General features: G+C 50.5%; 20 protein-coding genes, 1 tRNA gene and 3 pseudogenes. 17 read left to right on the top strand and 7 right to left on the bottom strand.

Translation table 11 applies throughout. The features are described from left to right. The first annotated feature begins 173 nt into the window (after window positions 1-173). Both ABZJ92_RS06150 and ygaP read left to right on the top strand, forming a co-directional pair. Window positions 174-473, top strand: a complete 300-nt coding sequence (locus tag ABZJ92_RS06150; protein WP_000137292.1) for an ArsR/SmtB family transcription factor — start codon at window positions 174-176, stop codon at window positions 471-473. A 9-nt stretch (window positions 474-482) separates the two neighbouring features. Further along, a complete protein-coding gene (ygaP, locus tag ABZJ92_RS06145; RefSeq protein ID WP_001229472.1) occupies window positions 483-1,007 on the top strand; it encodes a thiosulfate sulfurtransferase YgaP in 525 nt (174 codons plus the stop codon). A 46-nt stretch (window positions 1,008-1,053) separates the two neighbouring features. Here the strand turns inward: ygaP and stpA are convergent, their stop codons facing one another. Next, window positions 1,054-1,458 carry a DNA-binding protein StpA gene (gene stpA / locus ABZJ92_RS06140; protein ID WP_000115383.1) on the bottom strand — a complete coding sequence of 135 codons (405 nt, stop codon included), beginning with the start codon at window positions 1,456-1,458 and terminating at the stop codon, window positions 1,054-1,056. Window positions 1,459-2,125: 667 nt separating this feature from the next. Between stpA and alaE the strand changes: the two genes are divergently transcribed. Next, window positions 2,126-2,575, top strand: a complete 450-nt coding sequence (gene alaE / locus ABZJ92_RS06135; RefSeq protein WP_000492656.1) for an L-alanine exporter AlaE — start codon at window positions 2,126-2,128, stop codon at window positions 2,573-2,575. Window positions 2,576-2,611: 36 nt separating this feature from the next. Here alaE and ABZJ92_RS06130 read toward each other — a convergent pair whose 3' ends face one another. Then, window positions 2,612-2,956 (bottom strand): DUF2002 family protein, encoded by a 345-nt coding sequence (locus ABZJ92_RS06130; protein WP_000281320.1) that lies wholly within the window; start codon window positions 2,954-2,956, stop codon window positions 2,612-2,614. A gap of 151 nt (window positions 2,957-3,107) precedes the next feature. Here ABZJ92_RS06130 and ABZJ92_RS06125 point away from each other — a divergent pair. From ABZJ92_RS06125 to emrB, 14 genes and pseudogenes are all read left to right on the top strand, one after another. Then, a pseudogene (locus ABZJ92_RS06125) lies at window positions 3,108-3,437 on the top strand (DUF883 domain-containing protein). 247 nt (window positions 3,438-3,684) lie between these two features. Continuing rightward, window positions 3,685-3,930 carry a glutaredoxin-like protein NrdH gene (gene nrdH, locus ABZJ92_RS06120; protein WP_001223227.1) on the top strand — a complete coding sequence of 82 codons (246 nt, stop codon included), beginning with the start codon at window positions 3,685-3,687 and terminating at the stop codon, window positions 3,928-3,930. Beyond that, window positions 3,927-4,337 (top strand): class Ib ribonucleoside-diphosphate reductase assembly flavoprotein NrdI, encoded by a 411-nt coding sequence (gene nrdI / locus ABZJ92_RS06115; protein ID WP_000080947.1) that lies wholly within the window; start codon window positions 3,927-3,929, stop codon window positions 4,335-4,337. The genes nrdH and nrdI overlap by 4 nt, the downstream gene beginning before the upstream one ends. Further along, window positions 4,310-6,454: a class 1b ribonucleoside-diphosphate reductase subunit alpha gene (gene nrdE / locus ABZJ92_RS06110; RefSeq protein WP_000246518.1), complete on the top strand. Its 2,145-nt coding sequence runs from the start codon at window positions 4,310-4,312 to the stop codon at window positions 6,452-6,454. The genes nrdI and nrdE overlap by 28 nt, the downstream gene beginning before the upstream one ends. A 9-nt stretch (window positions 6,455-6,463) precedes the next feature. Continuing rightward, window positions 6,464-7,423, top strand: coding sequence for a class 1b ribonucleoside-diphosphate reductase subunit beta (gene nrdF / locus ABZJ92_RS06105; protein WP_000777973.1), 960 nt, complete (start codon window positions 6,464-6,466; stop codon window positions 7,421-7,423). Between the two features lie 354 nt (window positions 7,424-7,777). Further along, window positions 7,778-8,980, top strand: a complete 1,203-nt coding sequence (gene proV, locus ABZJ92_RS06100; RefSeq protein WP_000985596.1) for a glycine betaine/L-proline ABC transporter ATP-binding protein ProV — start codon at window positions 7,778-7,780, stop codon at window positions 8,978-8,980. Beyond that, window positions 8,973-10,037 (top strand): glycine betaine/L-proline ABC transporter permease ProW, encoded by a 1,065-nt coding sequence (gene proW, locus ABZJ92_RS06095; protein WP_000774986.1) that lies wholly within the window; start codon window positions 8,973-8,975, stop codon window positions 10,035-10,037. Before proV ends, proW begins: the two co-directional genes overlap by 8 nt. A 57-nt stretch (window positions 10,038-10,094) precedes the next feature. Further along, window positions 10,095-11,087, top strand: a complete 993-nt coding sequence (gene proX, locus ABZJ92_RS06090) for a glycine betaine/L-proline ABC transporter substrate-binding protein ProX (RefSeq protein ID WP_001216527.1) — start codon at window positions 10,095-10,097, stop codon at window positions 11,085-11,087. Between the two features lie 191 nt (window positions 11,088-11,278). Next, window positions 11,279-12,458 (top strand): annotated as a pseudogene (locus tag ABZJ92_RS06085) (MFS transporter). A gap of 123 nt (window positions 12,459-12,581) precedes the next feature. Further along, window positions 12,582-13,319 (top strand): L-valine exporter subunit YgaZ, encoded by a 738-nt coding sequence (gene ygaZ / locus ABZJ92_RS06080; RefSeq protein WP_000445652.1) that lies wholly within the window; start codon window positions 12,582-12,584, stop codon window positions 13,317-13,319. Continuing rightward, window positions 13,309-13,644, top strand: a complete 336-nt coding sequence (gene ygaH / locus ABZJ92_RS06075; RefSeq protein ID WP_000119749.1) for an L-valine transporter subunit YgaH — start codon at window positions 13,309-13,311, stop codon at window positions 13,642-13,644. Before ygaZ ends, ygaH begins: the two co-directional genes overlap by 11 nt. Window positions 13,645-13,734: 90 nt before the next feature. After that, window positions 13,735-14,265, top strand: coding sequence for a multidrug efflux transporter EmrAB transcriptional repressor EmrR (emrR, locus tag ABZJ92_RS06070; RefSeq protein WP_000378448.1), 531 nt, complete (start codon window positions 13,735-13,737; stop codon window positions 14,263-14,265). A 126-nt stretch (window positions 14,266-14,391) separates the two neighbouring features. After that, window positions 14,392-15,564, top strand: a pseudogene (emrA, locus tag ABZJ92_RS06065) (multidrug efflux MFS transporter periplasmic adaptor subunit EmrA). Between the two features lie 16 nt (window positions 15,565-15,580). Next, window positions 15,581-17,119 carry a multidrug efflux MFS transporter permease subunit EmrB gene (gene emrB / locus ABZJ92_RS06060; RefSeq protein ID WP_353765429.1) on the top strand — a complete coding sequence of 513 codons (1,539 nt, stop codon included), beginning with the start codon at window positions 15,581-15,583 and terminating at the stop codon, window positions 17,117-17,119. Between the two features lie 63 nt (window positions 17,120-17,182). Here the strand turns inward: emrB and luxS are convergent, their stop codons facing one another. From luxS to ABZJ92_RS06035, 5 genes are all read right to left on the bottom strand, one after another. Then, the gene (gene luxS, locus ABZJ92_RS06055; RefSeq protein WP_001130212.1) at window positions 17,183-17,698 is read right to left on the bottom strand and encodes an S-ribosylhomocysteine lyase; all 516 of its coding nucleotides are present in this window, start codon (window positions 17,696-17,698) and stop codon (window positions 17,183-17,185) included. A 149-nt stretch (window positions 17,699-17,847) separates the two neighbouring features. Continuing rightward, window positions 17,848-19,404: a glutamate--cysteine ligase gene (gene gshA, locus ABZJ92_RS06050; RefSeq protein WP_000611802.1), complete on the bottom strand. Its 1,557-nt coding sequence runs from the start codon at window positions 19,402-19,404 to the stop codon at window positions 17,848-17,850. 72 nt (window positions 19,405-19,476) lie between these two features. Beyond that, a complete protein-coding gene (locus ABZJ92_RS06045) occupies window positions 19,477-19,905 on the bottom strand; it encodes a YqaA family protein (protein WP_001287454.1) in 429 nt (142 codons plus the stop codon). Further along, window positions 19,902-20,468, bottom strand: coding sequence for a fructose-1-phosphate/6-phosphogluconate phosphatase (yqaB, locus tag ABZJ92_RS06040; protein WP_000273283.1), 567 nt, complete (start codon window positions 20,466-20,468; stop codon window positions 19,902-19,904). Before yqaB ends, ABZJ92_RS06045 begins: the two co-directional genes overlap by 4 nt. Window positions 20,469-20,615: 147 nt before the next feature. Then, window positions 20,616-20,692, bottom strand: a tRNA-Arg gene (locus ABZJ92_RS06035). Window positions 20,693-20,758 lie beyond the last annotated feature (66 nt).

Below are 20,758 nucleotides of genomic sequence, written 5' to 3'. Positions count from 1 at the left end.
AGTCTAAAAACTAGTATTAAGACTATCACTTAAATAAGTGATACTGGTTGTCTGGAGATTCAGGGGGCCAGTCTATTCAGCTTACGCTTTTACTCTCATTTACGCTGCTGAGGCTGGTATATGTTGCATTTTTAGTTTAGAGTTTACTTAATTTAGAAAATACTTAAATAAATATGACTGAACTCGCGCAATTACAGGCCAGTACCGAACAGGCAGCGGCCTTATTGAAAGCAATGAGCCACCCTAAACGGTTGCTGATTCTGTGCATGCTTAGCGGTTCCCCCGGCACCAGCGCGGGAGAGCTGACGCGCATTACCGGACTGAGCGCCTCTGCGACATCACAGCATCTCGCTCGTATGCGGGACGAAGGGCTTATCAACAGCCAACGGGATGCCCAACGCATTCTATATTCCATTAAAAATGAGGCGGTAAATGCCATTATCGCCACCCTGAAAAATGTCTATTGTCCGTAAGGAGTCACTATGGCTTTGACAACCATTTCGCCGCATGATGCACAAGAATTAATCGCACGCGGCGCAAAGTTAATCGATATTCGTGACGCTGATGAATATCTTCGTGAACATATTCCTGAAGCAGATCTGGCTCCATTATCCGTGCTGGAACAGTCAGGTCTTCCACCTAAATTACGTCGCGAGCAAATTATATTCCACTGCCAGGCAGGTAAACGCACCAGTAATAACGCCGATAAATTAGCAGCGATTGCCGCCCCCGCAGAAATATTTTTACTCGAAGATGGGATTGATGGCTGGAAAAGAGCTGGATTGCCAGTAGCGGTAAATAAATCTCAACCCTTGCCGTTAATGCGCCAGGTGCAGATCGCTGCGGGTGGTTTAATATTAAACGGCGTTGTACTGGGTTATACCGTAAATAGCGGTTTCTTCTTATTAAGTGGCTTTGTTGGTGCCGGGTTACTGTTTGCAGGAATCAGCGGTTTTTGTGGAATGGCAAGGTTGTTAGATAAGATGCCGTGGAACCAACGAGCTTGAGAAGCGACGCCGGACGCGCCCTAGCAGCGACATCCGGCCTCAGTAATTAGATCAGGAAATCGTCGAGAGATTTACCTTCTGCCAGCGCCTGAGCAATTGGCTTCGGTGTACGGCCCTGACCGGTCCAGGTTTTAGTTTCACCGTTAACATCAGTGAATTTATATTTCGCCGGACGCGGCTGGCGTTTTTTACCAGCACGTGGTGCAGCAGCAGAGCTATTACCCAATAACTCTTCCGGGTTAATTCCGTCAGCTTTCATCAGCTCCAGCCAGGTGCTAATTTTTTCCTGACGCTCAGCCAGTTCACGCTGCTGCTGTTCTTCTTCTTCACGTCTTTCTTTAGTGACAACCCTGAATTTTTCGAGCATTTCTTCAAGAACGTCAATGGAGAATTCGCGAGCCATCGCACGGAGGGTGCGAATGTTATTTAAACTTTGTAACATTACGGACATAATAAAGAAAACCTTTTAACGCCAAAACAAAAAAGTATTTCGTCGCGTAGTGTAAGCGATCACTTATTATATTTCCACAAAATTTAATCTATTTACAGTCCTGCGCGAGATTATTTCAGCTGTTATTTTCTGAAACTCTCAGAATAATTTCAAGATTATATATTAGCCATTTTGATGAGTAATTTAGGTTATTGGTGAACAGAGTGGCGCTCTCTGCTCGCTAACTCCGCAAGCCTGACAAAACCGAAGTGAATAAAAATGCAATATAACAGAATAAAAGAAAACACCCCTCACTGGTGCTTTCTGCTGTTAATGTACATTTTCTGGCATCAAAAATGCTGTAAATGACCCGGTCATGACAAACACCGAATTCTCTACGCTTATAGCGTTACCTCCCCCCCAAACTTTCATTAGTGAAATTAAAGGCAAGATCATATCTAATTGATTTAATTGAAAATAAATCATATTGGCATGTAAAAATCCACAATGTACAAAAAACGAGCCGTTACGGAATATTTTATCTACAAAAACTAACTAAATAAAAATTTTTCACTAATTGATTAGTCATAGACAGCGATATACGCTATGCAAAAATGCAGATGGCAATGAGATCCACTGCTTTCATCTCCATTAACATCCCATTACGCTTTTATTAAGGAGCATTAGCATGTTCTCACCGCAGTCACGCTTGCGTCATGCAGTTGCAGATACGTTCGCGATGGTTGTTTACTGTTCTGTCGTGAACATGTGTATTGAAGTTTTCCTCTCCGGAATGAGCTTCGAACAGTCTTTTTATTCCAGATTGGTAGCGATTCCGGTGAACATCTTAATTGCATGGCCATACGGTATGTACCGCGATCTGTTTATGCGCGCGGCACGCAAAGTTAGCCCGTCGGGCTGGATAAAAAATCTGGCTGATATCCTGGCTTATGTGACGTTCCAGTCACCGGTGTATGTGGCGATCTTGTTAGTGGTGGGCGCAGACTGGCATCAGATTATGGCGGCGGTCAGTTCAAACATCGTTGTTTCGATGTTGATGGGGGCGGTTTATGGCTACTTCCTCGATTATTGCCGCCGACTGTTTAAAGTCAGCCGTTACCAGCAGGTAAAAGCCTGACTCTTCTTTTCGCGACTGGCATCGCCAGTCGCGTCTTTAACTGGCTTCGCCAAATAAACCATTCAAATAACGTTCAAGCGCAACACGCGAACTAAAGCCATGCGGGATACCGTAATGCTCGTGTCGCTCGCCTGCTAAATAGAGCGGAAATTGCTGGTAATGATCGCAAGTTTTAATATCGGAAGCGGGTTCAGCCAGTGTTGAACTGCGTTCTTTTAATGTTGGATGAATTACCAGAGCGGTACGTCCCATTCGCGCTTCGCGATTAACATAGACATAATTTTCCCCACGGCGGTAACCATACGCTTTCTGGGTTACCACATCGACAGTAAAACCGACTTTTTCAAGTACGCGCGCCACCTCGTCTGGTCGTAAATACATATTTGATCCTCGTTATTTTCAACCGCGGGCCTACCTTACCTGATTGCGCATTCACAACGCTTTCAGAAAAGTCCATAAAGCCGCGATGAACCTCAGTTAAGAAAATTATGGTCTACACTGAAAATTACATCGAATTCTAATGGGGGATCATATGTTTAACCGACCGAACCGCAACGACGTTGATGATGGCGTGCAGGATATCCAGAATGATGTCAATCAATTAGCTGACAGCCTCGAATCTGTATTGAAGTCCTGGGGCAGCGACGCCAAAGGGGAAGCTGAAGCCGCACGCAGTAAAGCTCAGGCGTTGCTGAAAGAAACCAGGGCGCGAATGCATGGTCGTACTCGCGTCCAGCAAGCCGCGCGCGATGCCGTTGGCTGAGCGGATTCTTTTGTTCGTGAAAGACCCTGGTGTAGCGTGGGTACAGCAGCTGCGGTAGGTATTTTTATCGGCGCACTGTTAAGCATGCGCAAATCGTAGTGCAAAAATGATAATAAATACGCGTCTTTGACCCCGAAGCCTGTCTTCGGGGTTTCTTTTTGCCTGGTGAATCACAAAAATCCCCCTCCCCCGTCACGCTCATATCCAGGGTAATTTCGATCACTATTTGCTATATATTGTGTAGTTGAATCTTTTTTCAACTACATCTAGTATCTCTGTATCAACAGAGAGACAACCCGACGCGTATCATCGCGCCGTATCTTCATTTTAAACGGAAATACGAATCATGCGCATAACTATTTATACTCGTAACGATTGCGTTCAGTGCCACGCCACCAAACGGGCGATGGAAAACCGGGGCTTTGATTTTGAAATGATTAATGTCGATCGCGTTCCTGAAGCAGCGGAAGCGTTGCGTGCTCAGGGCTTTCGTCAGTTGCCGGTAGTGATTGCTGGCGATCTTAGCTGGTCTGGTTTCCGTCCGGACATGATTAACCGTCTGCATCCAGCGCCACACGCGGCCAGTGCATGAGCCAGCTCGTCTACTTCTCCAGCAGCTCCGAAAACACGCAGCGTTTTATCGAACGTTTAGGTCTGCCCGCGGTGCGCATCCCGCTCAATGAGCGGGAACGGATTCAGGTAGACGAGCCTTACATCCTGATCGTGCCCTCTTACGGCGGCGGCGGTACGGCTGGCGCGGTGCCACGACAGGTAATTCGCTTTTTAAACGACGAGCACAACCGGGCGTTGCTTCGCGGCGTTATTGCTTCTGGTAATCGCAACTTTGGTGAGGCGTATGGCCGCGCCGGAGATGTGATTGCCCGGAAATGCGGCGTGCCGTGGCTGTACCGTTTTGAACTCATGGGTACGCAAAGCGATATCGAAAACGTTCGTAAAGGAGTAACCGAATTTTGGCAACGACAACCGCAGAATGCCTGACGCAGGAAACGATGGATTACCACGCGCTGAATGCGATGCTTAATCTTTACGATAGCGCAGGTCGCATTCAGTTCGATAAAGACCGCCAGGCCGTTGACGCCTTTATTGCGACGCATGTGCGTCCGAACAGTGTGACCTTCAGTAGCCAGCAGCAGCGCCTGAACTGGCTGGTCAACGAAGGTTACTATGATGAAAGCGTTCTTAATCGCTACTCTCGCGACTTTGTCATTACGCTGTTTGCCCACGCACACACCAGCGGTTTTCGTTTCCAGACATTCCTCGGGGCATGGAAGTTTTACACCAGCTATACGTTGAAGACATTCGACGGTAAACGTTATCTGGAAGATTTTGCCGATCGAGTCACGATGGTGGCGCTGACGCTGGCACAAGGCGATGAGACGCTGGCGTTGCAACTGACCGATGAAATGCTGTCAGGACGCTTTCAGCCAGCCACGCCAACATTCCTCAACTGCGGTAAGCAGCAGCGCGGCGAACTGGTTTCCTGTTTTTTGCTGCGTATTGAAGACAATATGGAGTCGATTGGTCGGGCGGTAAATTCCGCACTGCAGCTGTCGAAACGCGGCGGCGGCGTAGCATTTTTGCTGTCGAATCTGCGGGAAGCGGGCGCGCCAATTAAACGTATTGAAAATCAATCTTCTGGCGTAATTCCGGTGATGAAAATGTTGGAAGACGCATTTTCCTATGCCAACCAACTCGGCGCGCGTCAGGGGGCAGGTGCAGTCTATTTACATGCTCATCATCCCGATATTCTGCGTTTTCTCGACACGAAACGGGAAAATGCCGACGAAAAAATCCGCATTAAAACACTGTCGCTGGGCGTGGTGATCCCGGATATCACTTTCCATCTGGCAAAAGAGAATGCGCAGATGGCGCTGTTTTCGCCCTATGACGTTGAGCGAGTTTATGGCAAGCCGTTTGCCGATATCGCCATTAGCGAACACTATGACGAACTGGTTGCCGATGAACGCATCCGCAAAAAATACCTCAACGCCCGTGATTTCTTCCAGCGACTGGCAGAAATCCAGTTTGAGTCCGGCTATCCCTACATCATGTATGAAGACACAGTAAACCGTGCTAACCCTATCGCCGGGCGCATAAATATGAGTAATCTCTGCTCAGAAATTTTGCAGGTTAACAGCGCCTCAGAGTATGACGAGAATCTCGACTATGCCCGCACAGGCCATGATATTTCCTGCAATTTAGGTTCGTTGAATATTGCGCACACCATGGATTCCCCCGATTTTTCCCGCACGGTAGAGACTGCCGTGCGCGGTTTAACGGCGGTGTCAGATATGAGTCATATCCGCAGCGTGCCGTCCATCGAAGCCGGAAATGCCGCCTCGCACGCCATCGGACTGGGGCAGATGAATTTACATGGTTATCTGGCGAGGGAAGGCATCGCTTATGGTTCGCCGGAAGCCCTGGATTTCACCAATCTCTATTTCTATACCATCACCTGGCACGCACTGCGTACCTCGATGTTGCTGGCGCGCGAACGCGGTGAAACCTTCGCCGGGTTCAAACAGTCACGCTATGCCAGTGGTGAATATTTCAGCCAATATCTGCAAGGTAACTGGCAGCCGAAAACGGCGAAAGTTGGCGAACTGTTTGCCCGCAGCTGTATTACGTTACCTACCCGTGAGATGTGGGCGCAACTGCGCGACGACGTGATGCGCTACGGCATATACAACCAGAATCTCCAGGCGGTGCCGCCAACCGGGTCTATCTCTTATATCAACCATGCTACGTCGAGTATTCATCCGATTGTGGCGAAAGTAGAGATACGCAAAGAGGGCAAAACAGGACGCGTTTACTACCCTGCCCCGTTTATGACTAACGAAAATCTGGCGCTGTATCAGGACGCTTACGAAATTGGCGCAGAAAAGATCATCGACACCTACGCGGAAGCGACTCGCCATGTCGATCAGGGGCTGTCGCTGACGCTGTTTTTCCCCGATACCGCCACCACTCGCGATATCAACAAAGCGCAGATTTACGCCTGGCGCAAAGGTATCAAAACGCTCTATTACATCCGCCTGCGTCAGATGGCGCTGGAAGGCACTGAAATTGAAGGCTGCGTCTCCTGTGCACTTTAAGGAATATCTATGAAACTCTCACGTATCAGCGCCATCAACTGGAACAAGATATCTGACGATAAAGATCTGGAGGTGTGGAATCGCCTGACCAGCAATTTCTGGCTACCAGAAAAGGTGCCGCTGTCGAACGATATTCCCGCCTGGCAGACATTAACTGTCGTAGAACAACAACTGACGATGCGCGTTTTTACTGGCCTGACGCTGCTCGACACGCTGCAAAATGTTATCGGCGCGCCTTCGCTGATGCCCGATGCGCTCACGCCTCATGAAGAGGCGGTATTATCGAATATCAGCTTTATGGAAGCGGTTCATGCCCGCTCTTACAGTTCGATTTTCTCGACGCTGTGCCAGACCAAAGATGTCGATGCCGCCTACGCCTGGAGTGAAGAAAACGCACCGTTGCAGCGAAAAGCTCAGATTATTCAGCAACATTATCGCGGTGATGATCCGCTGAAAAAGAAAATCGCCAGTGTGTTTCTTGAATCTTTTTTGTTCTATTCCGGTTTCTGGCTGCCGATGTATTTTTCCAGCCGCGGAAAGCTGACCAATACCGCGGACCTGATCCGTCTGATTATCCGCGATGAAGCAGTCCACGGTTACTACATAGGCTATAAATATCAGAAAAACATGGAAAAGATATCTCTGGGACAACGTGAAGAGTTGAAGAGTTTCGCCTTCGATTTGTTGCTGGAACTCTACGACAACGAGTTGCAATACACCGATGAGCTGTACGCCGAAACCCCGTGGGCTGACGATGTGAAAGCGTTTCTCTGTTACAACACCAATAAGGCTTTGATGAATCTGGGCTACGAACCGTTATTTCCCGCAGAAATGGCGGAAGTGAATCCGGCAATCCTCGCCGCGCTTTCGCCGAATGCCGATGAAAATCACGATTTCTTTTCCGGTTCAGGCTCCTCTTATGTGATGGGGAAAGCGGTTGAAACAGAAGATGAAGACTGGAATTTCTGAGGGTGTTATTTTCAAAAATATCACTACCCGCAGCAGGGAAATAATTCCCGCCAAATAGCTTTTTATCACGCAAATATTCTGTAGTGATCTACACTGATACTCTGTTGCATTATTCGCCTGAAACTACAATATTCAGGCGTTTTTTCGCTATCTATGACAAAAAATATCAACTTTTCTCGATTTGCTCTCAGCCCTTATATCACGGAAAATTCCGGCGATTTGCTCGCATCAATATTCATGCCACATTTGCCCTCAGGGGTTGCCTCAGATTCTCAGTATGTTAGGGTAGAAAAAAGTGACTATTCCCATTGGGTAATATATCGACATAAACAAATAAAGAAATCATTCTATTGCATGGCCATTAAATTAAAAATTAAAAATCTTTATAAAATATTTGGTGAGCATCCACAGCGAGCGTTCAAATATATCGAACAAGGACTTTCAAAAGAACAAATTCTGGAAAAAACTGGGCTATCGCTTGGCGTAAAAGACGCCAGTCTGGCCATTGAAGAAGGCGAGATATTTGTCATCATGGGATTATCCGGCTCGGGTAAATCCACAATGGTACGCCTTCTCAATCGCCTGATTGAACCCACCCGCGGGCAAGTGCTGATTGATGGTGTGGATATTGCCAAAATATCCGACGCCGAACTCCGTGAGGTGCGCAGAAAAAAGATTGCGATGGTCTTCCAGTCCTTTGCCTTAATGCCGCATATGACCGTGCTGGACAATACTGCGTTCGGTATGGAATTGGCCGGAATTAATGCCGAAGAACGCCGGGAAAAAGCCCTTGATGCACTGCGTCAGGTCGGGCTGGAAAATTATGCCCACAGCTACCCGGATGAACTCTCTGGCGGGATGCGTCAACGTGTGGGATTAGCCCGCGCGTTAGCGATTAATCCGGATATATTATTAATGGACGAAGCCTTCTCGGCGCTCGATCCATTAATTCGCACCGAGATGCAGGATGAGCTGGTAAAATTACAGGCGAAACATCAGCGCACCATTGTCTTTATTTCCCACGATCTTGATGAAGCCATGCGTATTGGCGACCGAATTGCCATTATGCAAAATGGTGAAGTGGTACAGGTCGGCACACCGGATGAAATTCTCAATAATCCGGCGAATGATTATGTCCGTACCTTCTTCCGTGGCGTTGATATTAGTCAGGTGTTCAGTGCGAAAGATATTGCCCGCCGGACACCGAATGGCTTAATTCGTAAAACTCCTGGCTTCGGCCCACGTTCGGCACTGAAATTATTGCAGGATGAAGATCGCGAATATGGCTACGTTATCGAACGCGGTAATAAGTTTGTCGGCGCAGTCTCCATCGATTCGCTTAAAACCGCGTTAACGCAGCAGCAAGGTCTTGATGCGGCGCTGATTGATGCGCCGTTAGCAGTCGATGCACAAACGCCTCTTAGCGAGTTGCTCTCTCATGTCGGACAGGCACCCTGTGCGGTGCCCGTGGTCGACGAGGACCAACAGTATGTCGGCATCATTTCGAAAGGAATGCTGCTGCGCGCTTTAGATCGTGAGGGGGTAAATAATGGCTGATCAAAATAATCCGTGGGATACCACGCCAGCGGCGGACAGTGCCGCGCAATCCGCAGACGCCTGGGGTACACCGACGACTGCACCGGCTGACGGCGGTGGTGCTGACTGGCTGACCAGTACGCCTGCGCCAAACGTCGAGCATTTTAATATTCTCGATCCGTTCCATAAAACGCTGATCCCGCTCGACAGTTGGGTCACTGAAGGGATCGACTGGGTTGTTACCCATTTCCGTCCCGTCTTCCAGGGCGTGCGCGTTCCGGTTGATTATATCCTCAACGGTTTCCAGCAATTGCTGCTGGGTATGCCAGCGCCAGTGGCGATTATCGTTTTCGCTCTCATCACCTGGCAGATTTCCGGGGTCGGAATGGGCGTGGCGACGCTGGTCTCGCTGATTGCCATCGGCGCAATCGGTGCCTGGTCGCAGGCAATGGTGACTCTGGCGCTGGTGTTAACTGCCCTGCTGTTCTGTATCGTCATCGGTTTGCCGTTGGGGATATGGCTGGCGAGAAGTCCGCGAGCGGCGAAAATTATTCGTCCACTGCTTGATGCCATGCAGACCACGCCAGCGTTTGTTTATCTGGTGCCAATCGTCATGCTATTTGGTATCGGTAACGTGCCGGGCGTGGTGGTGACGATCATCTTTGCGCTGCCGCCGATTATCCGTCTGACCATTCTGGGGATTAACCAGGTTCCGGCGGATCTGATTGAAGCCTCGCGCTCATTCGGTGCCAGCCCGCGCCAGATGCTGTTCAAAGTTCAGTTACCGCTGGCGATGCCGACCATTATGGCGGGCGTTAACCAGACGCTGATGCTGGCCCTTTCTATGGTGGTCATTGCCTCGATGATTGCCGTCGGCGGGCTGGGTCAGATGGTACTTCGCGGTATCGGTCGTCTGGATATGGGGCTTGCCACCGTTGGCGGCGTCGGGATTGTGATCCTCGCCATTATCCTCGATCGCCTGACGCAGGCCGTTGGGCGCGACTCACGCAGTCGCGGCAACCGTCGCTGGTACACCACTGGCCCTGTTGGTCTGCTGACCCGCCCATTCATTAAGTAACTCTGCACTTGCCCGGTGACGCCGGGCATTATCACCCTGCCAAAAAAAGGAATAACAATGCGACATAGCGTACTTTTTGCGACAGCGTTTGCCACGCTTATCTCTACACAAACTTTTGCTGCCGATCTGCCGGGCAAAGGCATTACTGTTAATCCAGTTCAGAGCACCATCACTGAAGAAACCTTCCAGACGCTGCTGGTCAGTCGTGCGCTGGAGAAATTAGGTTATACCGTCAACAAACCCAGCGAAGTGGATTACAACGTTGGCTACACCTCGCTTGCTTCCGGCGATGCAACCTTCACCGCCGTGAACTGGACGCCACTCCATGACAACATGTACGAAGCTGCCGGTGGCGATAAGAAATTTTATCGTGAAGGGGTATTTGTTAACGGCGCAGCACAGGGTTACCTGATCGATAAGAAAACCGCCGACCAATACAAAATCACCAACATCGCACAACTGAAAGATCCGAAGATCGCCAAACTGTTCGATACCAACGGCGACGGTAAAGCGGATTTAACCGGTTGTAACCCTGGCTGGGGCTGCGAAGGTGCGATCAACCACCAGCTTGCCGCGTATGAACTGACCAACACCGTGACGCATAATCAGGGGAACTACGCAGCGATGATGGCCGACACCATCAGTCGCTACAAAGAGGGCAAACCGGTGTTTTATTACACCTGGACGCCGTACTGGGTGAGTAATGAGCTGAAGCCAGGGAAAGATGTGGTCTGGTTGCAGGTGCCGTTCTCCGCACTGCCGGGCGATAAAAATGCCGATACCAAACTGCCGAATGGCGCGAATTACGGCTTCCCGGTCAGCACCATGCATATCGTTGCCAACAAAGCCTGGACCGAGAAAAATCCGGCGGCAGCCAAACTGTTTGCCATTATGCAGTTGCCAGTGGCCGATATTAACGCCCAGAACGCCATTATGCATGACGGCAAAGCCTCAGAAGGCGATATTCAGGGCCACGTTGATGGCTGGATCAAAGCCCACCAGCAGCAGTTCGATGGCTGGGTGAATGAGGCGCTGGCAGCGCAGAAGTAATTTTTATTCGGGCGGATAAGGCGTTTTCGCCTCATCCGCCGCTCTGTACACAATGCCTGATGCGACGCTGACGCGTCCTATCATGCCTACAAACCACATCGCACATTTCAACAAGCTATCTTTCATCCCATATTCATCAACATCCGCTATTATTGATTTCCAGCTTAATCATCACCTGATGAACAAAAATAATGACTAAACCTAATCATGAGCTTAGCCCGGCGCTGATCGTGCTGATGTCTATCGCCACCGGTCTGGCGGTAGCCAGTAACTATTACGCCCAGCCATTGCTCGACACCATCGCGCGTAACTTTTCCCTTTCCGCCAGTTCGGCAGGCTTTATTGTTACCGCCGCGCAGTTGGGCTATGCCGCAGGTCTACTGTTTCTTGTTCCCCTCGGTGATATGTTTGAACGCCGCCGCCTGATTGTCTCGATGACCTTACTGGCAGCGGGCGGTATGTTAATCACTGCCAGCAGTCAGTCACTGGCGATGATGATCCTCGGTACGGCATTAACCGGTTTATTCTCAGTCGTGGCACAAATTCTGGTTCCGCTGGCAGCGACGCTGGCTTCACCGGATAAACGCGGCAAAGTGGTTGGCACCATTATGAGCGGTCTGCTGTTGGGGATATTGCTGGCACGAACCGTTGCCGGGTTACTGGCAAACCTCGGCGGCTGGCGCACCGTCTTTTGGGTTGCTTCGGTGTTAATGGCACTGATGGCGCTGGCATTATGGCGTGGTCTGCCACAAATGAAATCAGAAACCCACCTCAACTACCCACAGTTGTTGGGTTCCGTTTTCAGCATGTTCATCAGCGATAAGATCCTGCGCACCCGCGCGTTGCTGGGCTGCATGACCTTTGCCAACTTCAGCATTCTCTGGACCTCAATGGCCTTTTTGCTTGCCGCTCCACCTTTTAACTACAGCGATGGTGACATTGGTCTGTTTGGGCTTGCGGGAGCTGCCGGAGCGTTGGGCGCTCGTCCGGCGGGCGGTTTTGCCGACAAGGGCAAATCGCACCACAACTTTCGGTCTGCTTCTGCTGTTACTTTCATGGCTGGCAATCTGGTTTGGTCACACTTCCGTACTGGCGTTGATTATCGGCATTCTGGTGCTGGACCTCACCGTACAGGGCGTGCATATCACTAACCAGACGGTAATTTATCGAATACATCCTGATGCGCGTAATCGCCTGACCGCAGGTTACATGACCAGCTACTTTATTGGCGGTGCCGCCGGTTCGCTAATTTCAGCCTCAGCCTGGCAACATGGCGGTTGGGCTGGCGTTTGTCTGGCTGGCGCGACGATTGCCCTGGTTAACTTACTGGTCTGGTGGCGAGGTTTTCATCGTCAGGAAGCCGCAAATTAAGCAATCAGCAACCGTTTTCGTGGCTTTACACTTATAAGGGTGTTAAGAAGCCCATCAGTCTGATAAGGTTAAGATATTCATTCAGTCTATTTATAATATTAACAATCGTTAAGCGTACACTCTATGGAAAGCCCTACTCCACAGCCTGCTCCTGGTTCGGCGACCTTCATGGAAGGATGCAAAGACAGTTTACCGATTGTTATTAGTTATATTCCGGTGGCCTTTGCGTTCGGTCTGAATGCGACCCGTCTGGGATTCTCTCCTCTCGAAAGCGTTTTTTTCTCCTGCATCATTTATGCAGGCGCGAGCCAGTTCGTCATTACCGCGATGCTGGCAGCCGGGAGTAGTTTGTGGGTTGCTGCACTGAGCGTCATGGCAATGGATGTTCGCCATGTTTTGTATGGCCCGTCACTGCGTAGCCGTATTATTCAGCGTCTGCAAAAATCGAAAACCGCCCTATGGGCGTTTGGCCTGACGGATGAGGTTTTTGCCGCCGCCACCGCAAAACTGGTACGCAATAATCGCCGCTGGAGCGAGAACTGGATGATCGGCATTGCCTTCAGTTCATGGTCATCGTGGGTATTTGGTACGGTAATAGGGGCATTCTCCGGCAGCGGCTTGCTGCAAGGTTATCCCGCCGTTGAAGCTGCATTAGGTTTTATGCTTCCGGCACTCTTTATGAGTTTCCTGCTCGCCTCTTTCCAGCGCAAACAATCTCTTTGCGTTACCGCAGCTTTAGTTGGTGCCCTTGCAGGCGTAACGCTATTTTCTATTCCCGTCGCCATTCTGGCAGGCATTGTCTGTGGCTGCCTCACTGCGTTAATCCAGGCATTCTGGCAAGGAGCGCCCGATGAGCTATGAGGTTCTGCTGCTTGGGTTACTGGTTGGCGCGGCGAATTATTGCTTCCGCTATTTGCCGCTGCGCCTGCGTGTGGGTAATGCCCGCCCAACCAAACGTGGCGCGGTAGGTATTTTGCTCGACACCATTGGCATCGCCTCGATATGCGCTCTGCTGGTTGTCTCTACCGCACCAGAAGTGATGCACGATACACGCCGTTTCGTGCCCACGCTGGTCGGCTTCGCGGTACTGGGTGCCAGTTTCTATAAAACACGCAGCATTATCATCCCAACACTGCTTAGTGCGCTGGCCTATGGGCTCGCCTGGAAAGTGATGGCGATTATATAACCCACAAGAATCATTTTTCTAAAACAATACATTTACTTTATTTGTCACTGTCGTTACTATATCGGCTGAAATTAATGAGGTCATACCCAAATGGATAGTTCGTTTACGCCCATTGAACAAATGCTAAAATTTCGCGCCAGCCGCCACGAAGATTTTCCTTATCAGGAGATCCTTCTGACTCGTCTTTGCATGCACATGCAAAGCAAGCTGCTGGAGAACCGCAATAAAATGCTGAAGGCTCAGGGGATTAACGAGACGTTGTTTATGGCGTTGATTACGCTGGAGTCTCAGGAAAACCACAGTATTCAGCCTTCTGAATTAAGTTGTGCTCTTGGATCATCCCGTACCAACGCGACGCGTATTGCCGATGAACTGGAAAAACGCGGTTGGATCGAACGTCGTAAAAGCGATAACGATCGCCGCTGCCTGCATCTGCAATTAACGGAAAAAGGTCACGAGTTTTTGCGCGAGGTTTTACCACCGCAGCATAACTGCCTGCATCAACTCTGGTCCGCGCTCAGCACAACAGAAAAAGATCAGCTCGAGCAAATCACCCGCAAATTGCTCTCCCGTCTCGACCAGATGGAACAAGACGGTGTGGTTCTCGAAGCGATGAGCTAACGCGTCATCTCGCTCAAAAATCCAGATTTATAAAAGAAAAAATGACCGGCCAGCATCGCAACATGCTGGCCTTTTTGGCAAGCAGGTCGGCTCAGCCGATGAGTTAAGAAGATCGTGGAGAACAATATGAGCGCAAATGCGGAGACTCAAACCCCGCAGCAACCGGTAAAGAAGAGCGGCAAACGTAAGCGTCTGCTCCTCCTTCTCACCTTGCTCTTTATAATTATTGCCGTAGCGATAGGGATTTATTGGTTTTTGGTACTGCGTCATTTCGAAGAAACCGATGACGCATACGTGGCAGGGAATCAGATTCAAATTATGTCTCAGGTGTCTGGCAGCGTGACGAAAGTCTGGGCCGATAACACCGATTTTGTAAAAGAAGGCGATGTTCTGGTCACTCTCGACCCGACAGATGCTCGCCAGGCGTTTGAAAAAGCCAAAACTGCACTGGCTTCCAGCGTTCGCCAAACCCACCAGCTGATGATTAACAGCAAACAGTTGCAGGCGAATATTGAGGTGCAAAAAATCGCCCTCGCGAAAGCACAAAGCGACTACAACCGCCGTGTGCCGCTGGGCAATGCCAACCTGATTGGTCGCGAAGAGCTGCAACACGCCCGCGACGCCGTCACCAGTGCCCAGGCGCAACTGGACGTCGCTATTCAACAATACAATGCCAATCAGGCGATGATTCTGGGGACTAAACTGGAAGATCAGCCTGCCGTGCAACAGGCTGCCACCGAAGTACGTAACGCCTAGCTGGCGCTGGAGCGTACCCGTATTGTCAGTCCGATGACCGGTTATGTTTCCCGTCGTGCCGTGCAACCGGGTGCGCAAATTAGCCCAACGACGCCGCTGATGGCGGTCGTTCCAGCCACCAATATGTGGGTGGATGCCAACTTTAAAGAGACGCAGATTGCCAATATGCGCATCGGTCAGCCGGTCACCATCACCACCGATATTTACGGCGATGATGTGAAATACACCGGTAAAGTGGTTGGTCTGGATATGGGCACAGGTAGCGCGTTCTCACTGCTTCCGGCGCAAAATGCGACCGGTAACTGGATCAAAGTCGTTCAGCGTCTACCTGTGCGTATCGAACTGGACCAGAAACAGCTGGAGCAATACCCGCTGCGCATTGGTTTGTCCACGCTGGTGAGCGTCAATACCACTAACCGTGACGGTCAGGTACTGGCAAATAAAGTACGTTCAACACCGGTCGCGGTAAGTACCGCGCGTGAAATCAGCCTGGCACCTGTCAATAAACTGATCGACGATATCGTAAAAGCTAACGCTGGCTAATCCAGAGGTGCGTGTGATGCAACAGCAAAAACCGCTGGAAGGCGCGCAACTGGTCATTATGACGATTGCGCTGTCACTGGCGACATTCATGCAGGTGCTGAACTCCACCATTGCTAACGTGGCGATCCCCACTATCGCCGGGAATCTGGGCTCATCGCTCAGCCAAGGAACGTGGGTAATCACTTCTTTCGGGGTGGCGAATGCCATCTCGATCCCGCTTACCGGCTGGCTGGCAAAGCGCGTCGGGGAAGTGAAACTGTTCCTTTGGTCCACCATCGCCTTTGCTATTGCGTCTTGGGCGTGTGGTGTCTCCAGCAGCCTGAATATGCTGATCTTCTTCCGCGTGATTCAGGGGATTGTCGCCGGGCCGTTGATCCCGCTTTCGCAAAGTCTATTGCTGAATAACTACCCGCCAGCCAAACGCTCGATCGCGCTGGCGTTGTGGTCGATGACGGTGATTGTCGCGCCAATTTGCGGCCCGATCCTCGGCGGTTATATCAGCGATAATTACCACTGGGGCTGGATATTCTTCATCAACGTGCCGATTGGCGTGGCGGTGGTGTTGATGACACTGCAAACCCTGCGCGGACGTGAAACCCGCACCGAACGGCGGCGGATTGATGCCGTGGGGCTGGCACTGCTGGTTATTGGTATCGGCAGCCTGCAGATTATGCTCGACCGCGGTAAAGAGCTGGACTGTTTTTCATCACAGGAAATTATCATTCTTACCGTGGTGGCGGTGGTGGCTATCTGCTTCCTGATTGTCTGGGAGCTGACCGACGATAACCCGATAGTCGATCTGTCGTTGTTTAAGTCGCGCAACTTCACCATCGGCTGCTTGTGTATCAGCCTCGCGTATATGCTCTACTTCGGCGCTATTGTTCTGCTGCCGCAGTTGTTGCAGGAGGTCTACGGTTACACGGCGACCCGGGCAGGTTTGGCCTCTGCGCCGGTAGGGATTATTCCGGTGATTCTGTCGCCGATTATCGGCCGCTTCGCGCATAAACTGGATATGCGGCGGCTGGTAACCTTCAGCTTTATTATGTATGCCGTCTGCTTCTACTGGCGTGCCTATACCTTTGAACCAGGTATGGATTTTTGCGCGTCGGCCTGGCCGCAGTTTATCCAGGGGTTTGCGGTGGTCTGCTTCTTTATGCCGCTGACCACCATTACGCTGTCTGGTTTGCCACCGGAACGACTGGCGGCGGCATCGAGCCTCTCTAACTTTACGCGAACGCTGGCGGGGTCTATCGGCACGTCGATAACCACGACCATGTGGACCAACCGCGAGTCGATGCACCATGCGCAGTTGACTGAGTCGGTAAACCCGTTCAACCCGAATGCCCAGGCGATGTACAGTCAACTGGAAGGGCTTGGGATGACGCAACAGCAGGCATCAGGCTGGATTGCCCAGCAGATCACCAATCAGGGGCTGATTATTTCCGCCAATGAGATCTTCTGGATGTCAGCCGGGATATTCCTCGTACTGCTGGGGCTGGTGTGGTTTGCTAAACCGCCATTTGGCGCAGGTGGCGGCGGAGGCGGTGCGCACTAAGTACAACTAAGCCAGTTCATTTGAACTGGCTTTTTTCAATTAATTGTGAAGATAGTTTACTGACTAGATGTGCAGTTCCTGCAACTTCTCTTTCGGCAGTGCCAGTTCTTCGTTGCTGTTGATGCGTACCTCACGTTCCAGAATGCTACGCGCAATATCCTGCGCTTCCTGCAACGAGTGCATCTGGTAAGTGCCACACTGGTAGACGTTCAGTTCCGGGATCTGATTCTGATCCTGCACTTTCAGCACGTCTTCCATTGCCGCTTTCCAGGCATCAGCAACACGCTGCTCATCTGGCGTACCAATCAGACTCATATAAAAACCGGTGCGGCAGCCCATTGGCGAGATATCGATAATCTCTACACCATTACCGTTAAGATGGTTACGCATAAAACCAGCAAACAGGTGCTCCAGGGTATGGATCCCTCTTTCTGGCATCACTTCTTTGTTCGGCACGCAGAAGCGCAGATCGAACACGGTGATTGCGTCGCCATGCGGGGTGTTCATTGTTTTCGCCACCCGAACTGCAGGCGCTTCCATCCGGGTATGATCGACTGTGAAGCTATCTAACAACGGCATTTAGCCACCTCCGGTAATTTTTTTAAAAATTTTCTGAACTCTTTCTTCCCAGGCGAGTCTGAGTATATGAAAGACGCGCATTTGTTATCATCATCCCTGAATTCAGAGATGAAATTTTGGCCACTCCCGAGTGGCCTTTTTCTTTTCTGTCAGGCGTGTTTTTCCAGCCACACCGCAAACGGTTCGGTATCAGCGGTTTCCATTTCCTGCTGACGGCGTTCAGATGCCTCGCGCTCGGCTACAAAATCCTCTTCGCGCAGAATTTCCAGCGGCTCTTCACGCAGCAGATTACGGTAGGCTTCTGCAAACGCTTTGCCTGTTCCGCCAATACCAGTATCAATCATAGACCTTAAGATACGGGCAGAGAAAGTCAGATCGGGATTATCGAAGCAGGCAACCAGTTCATCACACACTTTCTGATACGCTTCGCCGCCGTTAATGCTATCCAGCGTTTGCGCGACGCGTTTCAGATCGCGGAACAGATCTTTACCCACCTGCAGTAACGGGAACTGCGCGGTTTCGCAGCCGATACCCAGCGTCAGGCCCGGTTTGCGACCTTCAAGGATCACCCGGTTCCAGTTAACGCGCGTACAGGCAAGTTCGCTACTGCTCATTTCCGGTGCATCAGCCAGCGCACACCAGACCATAAACAGGTCGAGGAATCGCACCTGCTGTTCATCTACACCAATCGGCGAGAACGGGTTGATGTCCAGCGAACGCACTTCAATATATTCAATGCCGCCACGTAACAGCGCATCAGAAGGTGACTCGCCGCTGCGGGTAACGCGTTTTGGACGAATCGGCGCATACAGTTCGTTTTCAATCTGCAGCACGTTGCTATTGATTTGCAGCCTCTTACCGTCTTTCTCAATACCAATCTTCGCGTACTCTTCCGATGGCGTTTTGATTGCCTGTTTAAGGCCCGCTACGTACTCGTAAAGATCGTTGAAGGTAATACCAAGATTGCTTTGCGATTTATTGGTATAGCCGAGATCGCTCAAACGAAGAGAGGTCGCATACGGCAGGTAATACATACCGCACTCGGTTTTCTCAAACGGCAGCGACGTTGGTTTTCCTTGCAGGAAAGAAGAACAAATCGCCGGAGATGCACCAAACAGATAAGGAATAACCCAACCGAAACGATAGTAATTGCGGATAACGCGGAAATAGCCCGCAGAAATTTTCTCTTTGGCATCAGCGCCCGAGATATCACCGCACTTCGCTTGCCAGAATGCCATTGGCAAAGAGAAATTGTAGTGCACGCCGGAAATGGTTTGCATCAGCGCGCCGTAGCGATTTTTCAGCCCTTCACGATACAGCGTTTTAAAGCGTCCGGTGTTAGAAGTGCCGTACTGTGCCAGTTCGATGTCCTGACCTTCTGCGATGTAGCATGGCATACTTAACGGCCACATCCGCTCATCGCCCATATTGCGCGCCGTATAACGATGCAGATCGCGCATAAAGGTCAGCATATGTTCAATATCACCATCCACTGGTGTAATGAATTCCAGCAATGCTTCCGCAAAATCGGTAGTAATCCATTTGTGCGTCAGTGCGGAACCTAATGCTTCAGGATGACCTGTTGTTGCCAGTGTGCCATCAGCATTAACACGCAAAGTTTCGCGCTCCAGCCCACGCTGTATCCCCTTTAACGCCTGAGGATGTTTTTCCAGCCAGGCCAGCGCCTGTGATACGTCCGGGATCAAATTGACCTCCCGCCTGTCAAAATCGTTTTAATTAGCATAACTGTAATGGTGACCATATGTGCAGGCCTACAATTAGTGCCACCACATCATGCCCTGAACGGTCGCTGCTGCAACTGCAACATAGCGTAACGCTTTACCAAGGCACAAAAAAAAGATTACTGGCCCCCAGGAGATGCGCATCCATCCCGCTAACAGACACAGTAAATCGCCAACCACGGGCATCCAGCTTAATAATAGCGTGACTGCACCATAGCGTTTCAGCCAGCCGGTAGCTTTCTCTTGCCAGCGCGATGTTTTACGCAATGGAAAGAAACGCCCAAGGATAACGTTAGTTAACCCTCCAAGGCTATTACCCATTGTTGCTGTTAAAACTAAAACCCAGGGATGACTGATCCCGGAAAGCAACATTGCCACCAGCACGACTTCGGAGTTGCCGGGTAATAGTGTAGCGCTGAGAAAACTACTGGCAAACAACGAGAAAAGCGATAACGCTTCACTCACAGCAAGCGAACATCCACAGCGTCCATGCCTGCTGCACGGGCCGCCTGAATACCGAAATCGGCATCTTCAAAGACCACACACTGCGTCGGTTGCACGCCCATACGCTGCGCGCACAACAAAAATGTGTCTGGCGCGGGTTTATGGTGTTTGACGTGATCAGCAGCGACGACGGCGTCAAAATAACGGCGTAATCCCAGGTGCGCCAGCAATGCCTCAGCGATGGCGCTTTCACTCCCCGTTCCTACAGCCATTGGGCGACGACCATGCCAACTTTTCACCACTTCAACAAGAGGAAGCGGCTCGACACTATCCAGCAGCATACTTCTTACTGCTTCTGTTTTTTCACGCGCTAACGCATGCGGGTCGAGATCGGCCTGATTCAGCTCAATAATTGCCTGAGCAATACGCCAGGTGGGCGATCCATTAAGCGCAATCATCGCCTGAATATCGTACTGAAGACCGTAGTGCCCTAATACTTCGCGCCACGCTTTACGGTGCGTAGGCGCCGTATCCAGGATTGTGCCATCCATATCAAAAATTAAACCTGCATAACGCTCGTACATGGTCTTCTCGCAAGTCGAAAAATATGACGCTACTTTAGCGTAATTGCTTGATTTTGTCGCTGATGGCGAAGGAGAAGAAAATTCAGGAAATGGATAAAGTAGTTATTTAGAAATGAGATATTTTTGAAGGAAATTTTTTGGAGAATATGGTGCATCCGGGAGGATTCGAACCTCCGACCGCTCGGTTCGTAGCCGAGTACTCTATCCAGCTGAGCTACGGATACATCGGGAAACTTACTTTACTGCAGATTTTTTGATACCGCTACTAAAGCCGTATCAAGTAAGAGATG

Source organism: Shigella sp. FJ200513 (assembly GCF_040495915.1).
Classification (GTDB): domain Bacteria; phylum Pseudomonadota; class Gammaproteobacteria; order Enterobacterales; family Enterobacteriaceae; genus ECMA0423.
This window is presented reverse-complemented; position numbering and strand designations above follow the sequence as displayed.